Below are 12,460 nucleotides of genomic sequence, written 5' to 3'. Positions count from 1 at the left end.
GTGCACCGGGTCCCGGTGCGTGGGAGGGTGGGTCCATGACCAGCGCATCGACCACGCCGAGCCCACGACCAGTCCACGACGCCGAGCTCGCCGCGATCGCCTCCGGGACGCACGCAGACCCGCACACCGTGCTCGGACCGCACCTGGACGGGCAGGTCGTCACCATCCGGGTACTGCGTCCGTTGGCGGACTCGGTGGTGGTCGTGACACCGACCGGTGAGCACTCGGCCGAGCACGAGCACCATGGCGTATGGGTGTGCACCGTGACCTCGGACGGTGTCCCGGACTACCGTCTACGGGTCACGTACGGCACCGAGGTGACCCTGGGTGACGACCCGTACCGCTTCCTGCCGAGCCTGGGCGAGCTCGACCTGCACCTGGTGCGCGAGGGGCGGCACGAGGAGCTCTGGACGGTGATGGGGGCCAACCTCCGCACGTACCCGAGCGAGCTGGGCGAGGTCACCGGCACCTCGTTCGCGGTCTGGGCCCCCAACGCCCGCGCGGTACGGGTGATCGGCGACTTCAACCACTGGCAGGGTTCTGCCCACGCGATGCGCGTGCTCGGGTCGAGCGGGGTGTGGGAGCTCTTCGTACCCGCGGTGGGCGCCGGCGACCGGTACAAGTTCGAGATCCTCACCCGTGAGGGGTCCTGGCGCCAGAAGGCCGATCCACTCGCCAAGGGCACCGAGATCCCCCCGGCGACCGCCTCGGTCGTCGTCGAGTCGACCCACACGTGGGCCGACGGCGAGTGGCTCGAGAAGCGCTCGGCCGGCGATCCTCACCACGGTCCGATGAGCGTCTACGAGGTGCACCTCGGTTCCTGGCGCCCCGGCCTGGGCTACCGCGAGCTCGCCGAGGAGCTCACCGCCTACGTCGTGCAGATGGGCTTCACCCACGTCGAGCTGCTCCCGGTGGCCGAGCACCCGTTCGGTGGGTCCTGGGGGTACCAGGTCAGCTCGTACTACGCGCCGACCTCACGGTTCGGCCACCCCGACGACTTCCGGTACCTCGTCGACCGTCTCCACCAGGCCGGTGTCGGCGTGCTGCTCGACTGGGTCCCGGCCCACTTCCCCAAGGACGAGTGGGCGTTGGGCCGTTTCGACGGCACCCCGCTCTACGAGCATCCCGACCCGCTGCTCGGCGAGCAGCCGGACTGGGGCACCTTCGTGTTCAACTTCGGTCGCCACGAGGTGCGCAACTTCCTGGTCGCCAACGCGACCTACTGGCTCGAGGAGTTCCACGTCGACGGCCTCCGGGTCGACGCCGTGGCCTCGATGCTCTACCTCGACTACTCACGGAGCCACGGGCAGTGGAGGCCCAACGTCCACGGCGGGCGGGAGAACCTCGAGGCCATCAGCTTCCTCCAGGAGACGAACGCCACGGCCTACCGCCGGACACCGGGGATCATGATGATCGCCGAGGAGTCCACCGCCTGGCCCGGTGTGACCGAGCCGACCGACAACGGCGGGCTGGGCTTCGGGCTGAAGTGGAACATGGGGTGGATGAACGACACCCTCCGCTACCTGGCCGAGGAGCCGATCAACCGCAGGTACCACCACCACGAGGTGACGTTCTCCCTGGTGTACGCCTTCTCCGAGCACTTCGTGCTGCCGATCAGCCACGACGAGGTGGTCCACGGCAAGGGCTCGCTGCTCGGCAAGATGCCCGGTGACCGCTGGCAGCAGGCCGCGGGGGTGCGTGCGCTCCTGGCGTACCAGTGGTCCCACCCCGGCAAGCAGCTGCTCTTCATGGGCTCGGAGTTCGGTCAGGAGTCCGAGTGGGCCGAGGGGCGCAGCCTCGACTGGCACCTGGCCGACCACTGGCCGCACGACGGCATCTCGCGGCTCGTGCAGGACCTCAACGCGTTCTACCGCACCGAACCGGCCCTGTGGGCCCTGGACCGTGAGCCGGCCGGCTTCGAGTGGATCGACTCGCACGACGCCGACCACAACGTGCTGTCCTACGTGCGCCGGGACGGTCAGGGGCGTGAGGTCGTGGTCGTGGTGAACTTCGCCGGTACCCCGCACGAGGGCTACCGGCTCGGCCTGCCGCGCCGCGGAGTGTGGCGCGAGGCGCTCAACACCGACTCCGAGACCTACGGCGGGTCGGGTGTCGGCAACCTCGGGCGGGTCACCTCCGAGGACCGTCCGTGGCACGGCCAGCGTCAGTCGGTCGCGGTGCGCGTCCCTCCGCTCGGTGCGCTGTTCCTCGTGCCCGAGGAGGACCAGGCCAGCGACCTGCCGAACGACCGCTAGCAGCGGCGACGGGCCTGGGGGCGGTGTCCCCAGGCCCGTCGCAACCGTCCGGTCGGCGCAGCGCCTCGCCTCAGCAGTGCGGTCGCCTCAGCAGTGCGGTCGCCTCAGCACAGTGTGTCTCGTCCGTACAGCGCGCTGGCGAGGTCAGTACAGGGCGCTGGCGAGCGCCCGACGGGCCTGCTGGACCCGCGGGTCAGCGTCCCCGACGACGGCGAACAGCTCGATCAGCCGGACCCGTGCCTGCTCGCGCTCAGGACCCGTGGTCGCGCGGACCAGGTCGAGCAGCCGGGCGAAGGAGTCCTCGACCTTCCCGCCGAGCAGGTCCAGGTCGGCGACCAGCATCTGCGCCTCACCGTCATGGGGCGCCTGCGCCGCGACGGCGCGCGCCAGCGAGGGGTCCGCGTCGCGGGTGCGGCGCAGCAGCTCGACCTGCGCCAGCCCGGCACGGGCCATGTCGTCCCGAGGGTTCTCCACCAGCGCCTGCGAGTACGCCGCGGCGGCGGTGTCCAGGTCGTCACGCTCGATCGCCTCGTAGGCGGCCTGGTGCAGGGGCGGCAGCGGCGGCTCCTCAGGCTCCTCGGCAGCTTCCTGCTCGGGGGCGGCGGATCCGACGGTGCCGGTGATGCCGTTGGCCACCGCGGCCTGCAGCAGCTGGTCGAGGACCGCCCGGATCTCCTCCCTGCTCGCCTGGCCCTGGAACAGCGGGACCGGCTGCCCCCGGAGCGCCGCCACGACGCTCGGGACGCTCTGCGAGCCGAAGGCCTGAGCGATCTGCGGGTTGGCGTCGACGTCGACCCGTCCCAGCAGGAACCGTCCACCGAGCTCGGTCGCGAGGGCGACGAGATCCGCGGTCACGGTGGTGCTCGCCTCGCTCCACGACGCCCAGAGCGAGAAGACCACCGGGACCTGCGTGGACTGCTGGACGACGTCGGCGAAGTTCGCCTCTGTGACGTCGACGACCACGCCCACGGCTGGTCCGGCCCCGGCAGTGGCCGGACCTCCCGGCGCAGGGGCAGCGGGCCGCCCGAGCGAGGAGAGGTCGACGGCGCCGCGCACGTCGAGGCGGGGGGTGGGTCCGGGGGGAAGTGTCATGGCGCTCTCGCTCAGGTGATCGGGTCGGGGGCGGTCACCAGGCTACTGACCGGTGACCTCGGTGGGTGTGTGCTCGCCGCCCAGCACGACGACGGGGTCGCTCGAGCCGGCCGGAGGGACGTAGAAGGCGACCATGCTCAGCCAGGTGGTGGTCAGGGACTCGGTGATCGTGTCGCCACCGAGCAGGGCGACGGTCTCGCCGGCCCCCAACGTCAGGGTGCTGTCGTCCAGCGTGATCGTGGTGACCGTCTCCACGGCACCCACCACGACCGCGCCGCCGTCGGCGGTCGCCAGGGAGCGGGTCACCCCGTCGAAGGCCGGCTGGTAGGTCTCGACCAGGCTCCCCTGCTCGGCGAGCGAGGCCGAGAGGCTGTCCCTGACCCCGACGATCTGCGCACGCATCGGGTCCTCGGCGAAGGTCGCCGCGTGCTCCGACTCCGTACCGCTGGTCAGCACGTCGACGTACCGGGGGATGACGTCCTCGGGCGGGACCAGGAGTCCGGACTCCTCTCCGCCGGGCACCGTCGGGCTGCCGAGGCCCGGTTCGGTGGTCGCAGGCATCTGGACCCCGGGGAACAGGCGCACCCAGCTCCACAGCTCGTAGGCCTCGCGCGGCCGGGGCTGGACCAGGGTCAGCAGCAACGGCGCCTGGAGGTCCTCGGGCGGTTCGGTCACGACCATGACGGTGCGCGGCCAGGTCGTGGTCGCCGGCACGACGATCGTCTGGATGCCTTCCGGCACGGGTGTCAACGCCTGCTCGACACCTGCAGCAGCCAGGCGGTACTCGACCGACCGGACGGCCTCGGCCGGTCCGGTCACCCGGGGGTCCAGCGTCTCGGCCGAGCCGCCGGCGTCGGCCTCGGCCAGGACGGCCGCGACCTGCTCGACGACCCGCTCGACCTGATCGGTGCTCAGCGCCGCCTGGACCACGGCGGGCTCGGCATCGGGGGTCGGCTCGGGCAGCGGTGGTGCACAGGCGGCCAGGAGCAGTGGACCGAGGACGGCGAACGCCACACCCGCCCGGCCGATCCGTGTGGTCGGGCTCATCACTTCCCCTCTCGATCGTCGTGTCCCGGGCGATCGGGGGGCGGGCTCGCGCCCTGGGTGTCCTCCGGCTGGTCGGCCGTCCCTGGCGGAAGGCCCCAGGCACGGCGCCAGGCATCCGCCGAGGCGGTGGGAGGGAAGACCGGCTGGGCCAGCACGTCGGGCTCGGGCTGGTCCGACGCGCGGCTCGCTGCGCTGTCGTGGGGACCGGACGGGCCGTCCGCGACGGGACGTCGGCCCGGGAGCCGCCCGGACAGGCGCCCCCAGCGCCCGGCCGGGGCGTCTGCGGCCTGCTCACCCTGAGGCGTAGGCGTAGGCGTGGGCTCCGGGGCGGGCTCCGGGGCGGGCTCCGGGGCGGGCGTGCCCGCGTCCGTGCGGACCGGCCCGGCGATCGTCCAGCCGGTGCCGGCAGCGGCGGCGTCGCGGCCGCGCCCTCGTGGTGCCGCGGCCCTTCGCTGCTCCATCTCCCGCAGCTGCCGCCGGGTCATCGGCGCCGCCGGCTGGTCGCCTGCGGGGAGCCCCGGTGCACCGGGGCTCAACGCGGGCGCGGTGGGCGTCGAGGGTCGACCTGGGGTCGCACCGGCCGACGAGGTGCTGGGCGCACCCTCGTGGCCGGGTGGTCCACCGGCACCGGCGGGCGTCGCGGCGGCGGGTCGACGGCTGGACGTGGCAGCAGCCCGGCGGGACCGGACGAGCAGGACGGTCAACCAGGTGAGCCCAGCGAGCAGGAGGACAGACCCGACCGCCACCCCGGGCACCAGCCACGGCGTCGTGACCTCCTGGGGCCAGGTGAGCGTCACGGTCACGGGTCCGGCACCGGTACCGGTCGAGGCCGCGAGCAGGCTCCACCGTCCGGGGGTACGGGTCCACTCCAGGCGGGCCTCGTCCGGGCTGGCCGCCTCGAGCACCCACAGGTCCGAGCCGGCCGGGTCGGGGGCGGGCTCGATCTCCTCCGCGGTCGGCTCGGTACCCTCGTCGTCGTCGGTAGCCGCACGCGGGACGTCCTGGATCGCGAGCACGTCCCAGTCCGCCAGGCCGGTCACGCGCCCGTGGGCGTCGTCACCGACCCACGCCTCGACGTCGATCGTCCGGCCGATCGCGAGCACCACCCGCTCACCCTCGGAGGTGGCCTGGACGGTCACCTCGTCCGCCGCGGTCTCGAGGACCCCGGGCTCGGTCAGCAGGAGCGTGGCGGTGGCCGGGCTCTGCCCCGAGGCGACCAGGGTGTCCGAGGCGCGCCAGACGGTCGCCGAGGCGACGCCCAGGCCGATGGCCGCGGCGCCGAGCACGCACAGGAGTGCGGCGAGAGCACGTTTGAGCACAGATGGTCCTTTCGGGCAGACGATCCACCATAGGCGAGCGGGCACCTCGAGGTGCACCTGGCCCCGGACGATCATGCCCCACACGGTCGGTCGGCACCCTGCCGACCGCTCGTCCGGCGACCGGCCCGACGGCGACTCGTGGCGTCGTGCGGTTCGCGACGGCGCGATCCGCGATCGGACCTGGATACGACCGGACGGGTGAATTCCGGGCGGTCGGACCGATACGCTGAACAACGCTGTGCGCTGTCGCCAGGACGTCGCCCGCCGCTCCGTCCCGCCGTCACGCCCTGAGCGCGTCCGGTCGGCGAGCACGGGGACGACCGTCACCAGGTGCACGCGACCCAGAGATGTCTCTTCAGGAGGTTGATGTGGCCGACGAGCGAACGCTCTTCCCTGTCGTCATGCGCGGCTACGAGCGGGCCCAGGTGGAGCAGCGCCTGAGCCAGCTCGAGCAGCAGGTCACGGAGGCCAGGACGCAGGTCGAGCAGCTCGACGCCCGGGCCATGCAGGTGGCCGGCGAGCTCTCCGAGGCCCACCGCCAGCTGCGTGAGGCCGAGCGTCCGACCTACTCGGGCCTCGGCTCGAGGATCGAGCAGCTGCTGCGTTCGGCCGAGGAGCAGTCCTCGGACGTCGTCGCCCAGGCCAACGCCCAGGCCGCGGACTCCCTCGCTCGGGCCAAGCTGGCCGCCGGTCAGCTCCGTGCCCGCGCCGAGAACGAGGTCGCCGAGCTCCTGGCGACGGCCCGCCGCGAGGCCGAGGAGCTCCGGTCGACCGCCGCCTCGGAGTCGGAGAGCACGCTGATCTCCGCCCAGCGGCGGGCCGAGGAGCTGGTCGGCTCGGCCGAGCGTGAGGCAGCCCGCATCTCGAGCGCGATCACCACCGAGGAGAGCGAGCGCCGCACCGGGCTCGAGCGCGAGCTCGGCACGCTGCGCGCCACGACCGAGCGCGAGACCACCGAGCTGCGGGTCACGACCGAGCGCTTCGCTGCCGAGCTGCGCAGCTCGACCCTGGCTGAGACCAGCCAGGCGCGCGAGGAGGCCGAGCGCTACGCGCAGGACCTCCGCGCCGCAGCAGACGCCGACACCTCCGAGCTGCGCAGCACGACCGAGCGAGAGGCCTCGGCTCTGCGCAGCGACGCCGAGCAGTACGCCGCGGCACTGCGGACCGCGGCCGAGACCGAGACCAACGAGCTGCGACGCACCACGCACGAGCAGGCGGCCGACCTGCGCCGCACGAGCGAGGCCGACGCGGCGGCCGTACGAGCAGCGGCCCAGGAGTTCGCCGACGGGCTGCGGGCTGCGGCCGAGCGCGAGGCCAGGGCTACCGCTCAGCGGGCCGAGACAGAGAGCGTCGCGGTGCGCGCCGAGGCCGACCAGTACGGAGCGTTCGTCCGGGCCACCGCCGACCGCGAGGTGGCCGAGCACCGCTCCGCCGTGGCCGACGAGGTGACCACGACGCGCAACGAGCTCGCCGCCGAGGTCGGTGCGCTGCGCGACGACGCCGAGCAGTACGCGGCCGAGCTGCGCGCTGCGGCCGACCGCGAGACCGGCGAGCTCCGCGAGAGCGCCGTACGCGAGACGTCGCACCTTCGCGAGGCGGCCGAGCGCGAGACCAGCGAGCTGCGCGCCGAGACCGAGCGCGAGACCAGCGAGCTGCGCGCGGTCACCGAACGCGAGACCAGCGAGCTCCGCGCCGTCACCGAACGCGAGACGACCGAGCTCCGGGAACGCACGCGCCTCGAGGTGGACCGTCTGCTGACCGACGCACGCCGCACGGCCTCGGAGGTCACCGGGACGGCGACCGCCGAGGCCGAGGCACTGCGTGACGAGGCCCGCCGCCTGCTGGCCGACACCGAGGTGGACGTGGCGACCCGCCGGGAGGCCGCCGAGCGCGCCGACGCCGACCGCCACGAGGCCGCGCGGGTCGCGACCGAACGCCTCGTCGCCGACGCCGAGGCGCACGCTTCCGAGGCGGAGCAGCGGGTGGCCAACGCTCTGGCGCAGGCCGAGCAGATCCGCAAGGACGCCGACGCCCACGCCAAGGACCTGCTGTCCAACGCACGCCGCAATGCCGACCGGGTCGTGGCCGAGGCGCGTGAGCACGCCGAGAAGACGCTCTCCGAGGCGATGGTCGAGGCCGAGCGCGAGCGCACCTCGGCGCAGCGGCAGGTCGAGGACCTGAACCGCCAGCGCGAGTCGATCACCTCCTACCTCGACGAGCTCCGCAACCTCCTCGGGCACGACCCGATGCCCTCCCGGCTGGCCCTGGAGAAGGCACGCAACGTCGAGGAGCGGTTCGCCGAGTCCGACGCCGGGCAGGCAGTGCTGGCCACGAGCGGGCAGGAGGCCTCGCCCGCACCGGTCGCCGACGACAGCGAGACCGAGGTCGACGGTGGCAAGCAGGGCACCGGCGAGCCCGGGGCAGAGCCAGCCGCACCGGCGAGCGACGGCTCGGACGCCGAGCGGGACGAGAGCACGCCCGCCGACGGCGAGGAGCAGGCTGACGTCCCGTCCGGCCGTGACACCGGGCCGGCACAGGAGTCCGGCACCGAGGTCGCACCCGACGAGGCGACCACGAGCGGGGCGACCTCGGACGAGGCAGCCGCGGACGAGGCGACAGCCGCGGACGAGACAGCCCCGGACGAGCCGGCAGCCCAGGCTCCCGCGCCCGCCGGGAAGGCCCCCCGACGGGCCCGGACGGGTGCCTGAGGACGAGCCTTCCTGGCGGGAGGCGCGCAGCGACGCGGCGGAGGTGCACGCCTCTGCCCTGGAGCGTCGTCGTGCCGCCGAGTCGGCCCGCGCCCGCGAGCTGATCGCCGAGTTCGTCACCCAGGCTGACGTCCGAGGGATCCCACCGACACGGCTGAGGGTCCGCAGCTATGACGGCCGGAGCAGGTACCGGACCTCGACCTCGGGGTGGTACCTGCGCAAGAACGAGAGCGTCGCGGTGGGCACCGACGGCGAGTTCTACCTGCTCACCGTCCCGGCCAGCCTGCGTTCTCTCGTCCTGGGGGCGTCCCTCGTGCCGAGCGACCCACCGCTGGTGCTCGGGGCCGGTGGGCGGGACGGTGAGTCCATCGCCCTGGAGGACGCCCTGAGGATCACCCTCGGAGACTCACCGACGAGCTGAGCCAGGTCGCGCCCCGGGTCAGCGGGCGCGCAGCAGCAGCCGGCTCAGCGCGCTCGCGACCGGCTCAGGGCTCTCGTTGCTCGTCATGTGCCCGGCGCCGTGGACCACCACGAGCTCGGTGTCGCGCAGGACCGAGACCATGTGCTCGGCCGCGGGCACCGGTGAGAGCTCGTCCTCGTCACCGACCACCACGACGGACGGACCCTCGAAGGCCGCGAGCACACCGGTGCGGTCGGGGCGCGCCGCCATCGCGCGCTGGGCCCATGCCACCGCGAACGGACCCTGGTCCCTGATCCATCGTTCGAGCCGTTCGACCAGGTCCGGACGGGCGACACGGTTGGTCGCGCCGAGGACCGAGGTGCGCATCCCGAACACCGCATCGACCCTCCACTCGGCGAGCACGGCGTCGGCGATCTCGAACCGCTTGGCCCGGGCCGCGTCGTCGTCGGCCGTGGACTTGGTGTCGATCAGCCCGAGGCCCGCGACCATGCCCGGGTGCCGCTCGGCGAGGGCCATCGCCACGTAGCCACCCATCGACAGGCCTGCCACCACGGCGCGGTCGACGCCGGCCGCGGTCAGGGTCGCCGCGACGGCATCGGCCATCACCTCGACCGAGGTGGTCGCCCGGCTCTCGCCGAGCGCCTCGGCGACGTCAGGCCCCACCGGCGAGTCACCGAACCCGGGGAGGTCGGGGGCCAGCACGGTGCGGTCCCCCGCCAGCAGGTCGGTGACGTCCAGCCACATCCGGTGGTCCAGCGGGAACCCGTGCAGCAGCACCAGGGGAAGCATCGCCTCCGCCCCCTGACGCAGCGTGTGCAGCCTGAGCATGCCGTCGGTGGTCATCGAGCCCTCCGTGTCGTCGACCCCGCGGGACGCTCCGTGGTGGCGTCAGCGGGTCTGGTCATCGTCCTGGTCAGCGGTCTGCGTGGGTCCGTCCCACGTGGTCGGCAGCGGCGGGTGTCCGGGCAGCACGTGGGCGACGATCTCGTCGAGCACGCGCCGCACGGCGGACTCCCCCACCCACAGGTGCTTGGCCCCCTCGACACCGATCACCTCAGCCTGCCTCACCACCGAGAACCGCTCATGGGCGTCCTCGGGCCGCAGGTAGTCGTCCAGCTCGGGCACGAGGACCACGAGCGGCTTGCCGCCTGCGTCCCAACGCTGCAGGTCTTCGAGCCCCGCCCGGTGCAGTGGCGGCGAGAGCAGGATCGCCCCTTCGACCGCGGGGTCGTCGCCGTGCATGAGCGCGAGCTCGGTGCCGAAGGACCACCCGACGAGCCAGCGACGTGGCAGGTCGTGGAACTCGGCGTACTCGATCGCCGCCGCGACGTCGAACCGCTCGGCGTCCCCGCCGTCGAACGACCCGTCGCTGCGGCCACGGGCACTCGCGGTGCCGCGGGTGTTGAACCGGAGGACTGCGAGGTCGGCCAGGGCAGGGAGCCGCCACGAGGCCTTGCGCAGCACGTGCGAGTCCATGAACCCGCCGTGGGTCGGCAGGGGGTGCAGGGTGACCAGCGTCGCCCGCGGGGCGGTCTGCTCGGGCCTGGCGAGCTCACCGACGAGGGTCAGCCCGTCCGCGGTGTGCAGCTCGATCTCCTCCCGACGGGCAGGAAGGATGGTCATGGACCGGATCTCGGAGGTCATCGGGTCGAGACTATCCATGATTCGCCCGGCTGGACGGGTCAGCGCCGGGTCGTCCGGGCGGCCCAGCACCCCGGGTGCCAGTGCCTGCGGTCGGCGAGGGCCGCCTCGGGACCGAAGAGCCCGTCAGCCGCCCACGCCACCACGTGCGCGGTGCCCGCGGGGATCTCCTGGGAGCAGCCCGGGCAGCGGTAGGACTTGGCCGAGGTGCTCACCCGGCGCACGTGCCACTGCCCTGACGGGCCGCCCTCGACGCGCTGGATGCCACCCCGGGCGCGCTCGACGTCGAGCTCGGGGTGCTCCTCGCCCCAGGGGCGGCGCCGGGATCCGCGGCTGCGTGGCATGTCACCATCCTCCCGCGCCGCAGGGCGCGGTGCAGCCGGTCGGCCCGCACCCGGCGGGGTCGGCCGACCGGCTGCCGTCAGGAGAGGTCGCGGGCGCTCTCGACCGAGGGGAGCCGACGGGTGCGCACCAGCTCGCGATACCAGTACGCCGAGTCCTTCCAGGTGCGCTCGAGGGTCTCGTAGTCGATCCGGACGATGCCGAAGCGGCGGTCGTAGCCGTAGGCCCACTCGAAGTTGTCCATCAGCGACCAGACGAAGTACCCCCGCACGTCGACCCCGGCCTCCCGGGCCTGGCCGACGGCGTCGATGTGGCCCACCAGGTAGGACACCCGCAGGTCGTCGTGCACCCGCCCGTCCGCGGAGACCTCGTCGACGAAGGCCGCGCCGTTCTCGGTGACCATCAGCGGGATGTGCGGGTAGGTCGCGCTGACCGACGTGAGGAGCTCGGTCATCCCCGTGGGGTCGATGTTCCACCCCATCGCGGTGTACGGGCCCGGCTGCCGCAGGAAGTCGACGTCGTCGGCAGCGGGCCAGGCGCTCGCCGCCGACGGCGCGTGCCCGTCGGCCCGCTCGACCGCGCCCCCCTCGGTGTGCCGGCGCACCCGGGTCGTGGAGTAGTAGTTGATCCCGAGCACGTCGATCGGCACCGCGATCGTCTCGAGGTCCCCGTCCTGGACGAACGACCAGTCCGTGAGGGCTGCGGTGTCCTGGAGCAGGTCGGCGGGGTAGCGCCCGTCGAGCATCGGCTCGAGGAACGCCCGGTTCGCCAGGGCATCGATCTGCCGCACGGCGTCCAGGTCCTCGGGCCGCTGCGGGTCGTCCGGGCGGATCACGTGGAGGTTCAGCGTGACGGACAGCTGGGCGTGGTCTCCAACGACCTCCCGGATCGCCCGGCCGGCGAGCCCGTGCGCGAGGTTCAGGTGGTGGACGGCGGCCAGGGCGTCAGCACCGTCGGTGCGGCCCGGGGCGTGCACCCCGGAGCCGTACCCGAGGTAGGCCGAGCACCAGGGCTCGTTGAGGGTCGTCCAGGTGTCGACCCGGTCGCCGAGCTCGGTCGCGAGCAGCCGTGCGTAGTCCTCGAAGCGCAGCGCGGTGTCGCGGACGGGCCAGCCGCCCGCGTCCTCGAGGGCCTGCGGGAGGTCCCAGTGGTACAGCGTCGCGACGGGCTTGATGTCGTGCGACCGCAGCTCGTCGACGAGGCGTGAGTAGAAGTCCAGACCCGCTCGGTTCGCCGCACCGCTCCCGGTGGGCTGGATCCGCGGCCAGGCGATCGAGAACCGGTAGGCCTGCAGCCCCAGGTCCTTCATCATCGCGACGTCGTCGACCATGCGGTGGAGGTGGTCGGCGGCGACGTCACCGGTGTCGCCGTTGAGGGTCTTGCCGGGGGTGTGGCTGAAGGTGTCCCAGATCGACGGGCCGCGACCACCCTCGGTCGCACCGCCCTCGATCTGGTACGAAGCCGTGGCCGCACCCCACAAGAAGTCGTCGGGGAACGTGCGAGAGGTCGGAAGCGAGGTCATGGGGACACATCCTGACACTGGTCGAACCGATTCGGGTACTCGGGCGCCCCCGGGATGGGAGCGCGATCACCTGCGACGTCCCCGCTCGCCGCAGCGGGCCGGGACGCGCGGCG

Annotated in this window: 10 protein-coding genes; 3 read left to right on the top strand and 7 right to left on the bottom strand. The window is 73.3% G+C overall.

Features of this window, described 5'->3' with window-relative positions:
* Positions 1-35 precede the first annotated feature (35 nt).
* The gene (gene glgB, locus M1R94_RS05585) at positions 36-2,255 is read left to right on the top strand and encodes a 1,4-alpha-glucan branching protein GlgB (protein WP_249380688.1); all 2,220 of its coding nucleotides are present in this window, start codon (positions 36-38) and stop codon (positions 2,253-2,255) included.
* Positions 2,256-2,399: 144 nt separating this feature from the next.
* On the opposite strand, the gene M1R94_RS05580 is transcribed toward glgB, so the two are convergent.
* From M1R94_RS05580 to M1R94_RS05570, 3 genes are read right to left on the bottom strand one after another with little or no spacing between them, the layout of a single operon-like run.
* A complete protein-coding gene (locus M1R94_RS05580) occupies positions 2,400-3,347 on the bottom strand; it encodes a tetratricopeptide repeat protein (protein WP_249380687.1) in 948 nt (315 codons plus the stop codon).
* 42 nt (positions 3,348-3,389) lie between these two features.
* Entirely contained in the window at positions 3,390-4,394 is a 1,005-nt protein-coding gene (locus tag M1R94_RS05575) for a DUF8094 domain-containing protein (protein WP_249380686.1), read from the bottom strand.
* Entirely contained in the window at positions 4,394-5,713 is a 1,320-nt protein-coding gene (locus M1R94_RS05570; RefSeq protein WP_249380685.1) for a hypothetical protein, read from the bottom strand. The genes M1R94_RS05575 and M1R94_RS05570 overlap by 1 nt, the downstream gene beginning before the upstream one ends.
* Before the next feature lie 368 nt (positions 5,714-6,081).
* Here M1R94_RS05570 and M1R94_RS05565 point away from each other — a divergent pair, with 368 nt between their 5' ends.
* Together M1R94_RS05565 and M1R94_RS05560 are read left to right on the top strand one after the other, a co-directional pair.
* A complete protein-coding gene (locus M1R94_RS05565; RefSeq protein ID WP_249380684.1) occupies positions 6,082-8,421 on the top strand; it encodes a coiled-coil domain-containing protein in 2,340 nt (779 codons plus the stop codon).
* Positions 8,414-8,842 carry a hypothetical protein gene (locus M1R94_RS05560; RefSeq protein WP_249380683.1) on the top strand — a complete coding sequence of 143 codons (429 nt, stop codon included), beginning with the start codon at positions 8,414-8,416 and terminating at the stop codon, positions 8,840-8,842. The genes M1R94_RS05565 and M1R94_RS05560 overlap by 8 nt, the downstream gene beginning before the upstream one ends.
* An 18-nt stretch (positions 8,843-8,860) precedes the next feature.
* Here the strand turns inward: M1R94_RS05560 and M1R94_RS05555 are convergent, their stop codons facing one another.
* The 4 genes from M1R94_RS05555 to M1R94_RS05540 form a co-directional block, all read right to left on the bottom strand.
* Positions 8,861-9,685, bottom strand: coding sequence for an alpha/beta fold hydrolase (locus M1R94_RS05555; protein ID WP_249380682.1), 825 nt, complete (start codon positions 9,683-9,685; stop codon positions 8,861-8,863).
* A 45-nt stretch (positions 9,686-9,730) separates the two neighbouring features.
* Positions 9,731-10,486, bottom strand: coding sequence for an alpha/beta hydrolase (locus M1R94_RS05550; RefSeq protein ID WP_249380681.1), 756 nt, complete (start codon positions 10,484-10,486; stop codon positions 9,731-9,733).
* Positions 10,487-10,524: 38 nt separating this feature from the next.
* Entirely contained in the window at positions 10,525-10,827 is a 303-nt protein-coding gene (locus M1R94_RS05545; protein ID WP_249380680.1) for a hypothetical protein, read from the bottom strand.
* A 77-nt stretch (positions 10,828-10,904) separates the two neighbouring features.
* Positions 10,905-12,347 (bottom strand): GH1 family beta-glucosidase, encoded by a 1,443-nt coding sequence (locus M1R94_RS05540; RefSeq protein ID WP_249380679.1) that lies wholly within the window; start codon positions 12,345-12,347, stop codon positions 10,905-10,907.
* Between the last annotated feature and the right edge of the window lie 113 nt (positions 12,348-12,460).

Origin of the sequence: Actinotalea alkalitolerans (assembly GCF_023369855.1) — a bacterium.
In the GTDB taxonomy this organism is placed as follows: domain Bacteria; phylum Actinomycetota; class Actinomycetes; order Actinomycetales; family Cellulomonadaceae; genus Actinotalea.
Note: the sequence above shows the minus strand (reverse complement) of the source record. Positions and strands in the feature narration are given on the sequence as shown.

Coding starts and splice junctions, on each gene's coding strand:
- glgB (WP_249380688.1), top strand. CDS start 36: ATGACCAGCGCATCGACCACGCCGAGCCCACGACCAGTCCACGACGCC.
- M1R94_RS05580 (WP_249380687.1), bottom strand. CDS start 3,347: ATGACACTTCCCCCCGGACCCACCCCCCGCCTCGACGTGCGCGGCGCC.
- M1R94_RS05575 (WP_249380686.1), bottom strand. CDS start 4,394: ATGAGCCCGACCACACGGATCGGCCGGGCGGGTGTGGCGTTCGCCGTC.
- M1R94_RS05555 (WP_249380682.1), bottom strand. CDS start 9,685: ATGACCACCGACGGCATGCTCAGGCTGCACACGCTGCGTCAGGGGGCG.
- M1R94_RS05550 (WP_249380681.1), bottom strand. CDS start 10,486: ATGACCTCCGAGATCCGGTCCATGACCATCCTTCCTGCCCGTCGGGAG.
- M1R94_RS05545 (WP_249380680.1), bottom strand. CDS start 10,827: ATGCCACGCAGCCGCGGATCCCGGCGCCGCCCCTGGGGCGAGGAGCAC.
- M1R94_RS05540 (WP_249380679.1), bottom strand. CDS start 12,347: ATGACCTCGCTTCCGACCTCTCGCACGTTCCCCGACGACTTCTTGTGG.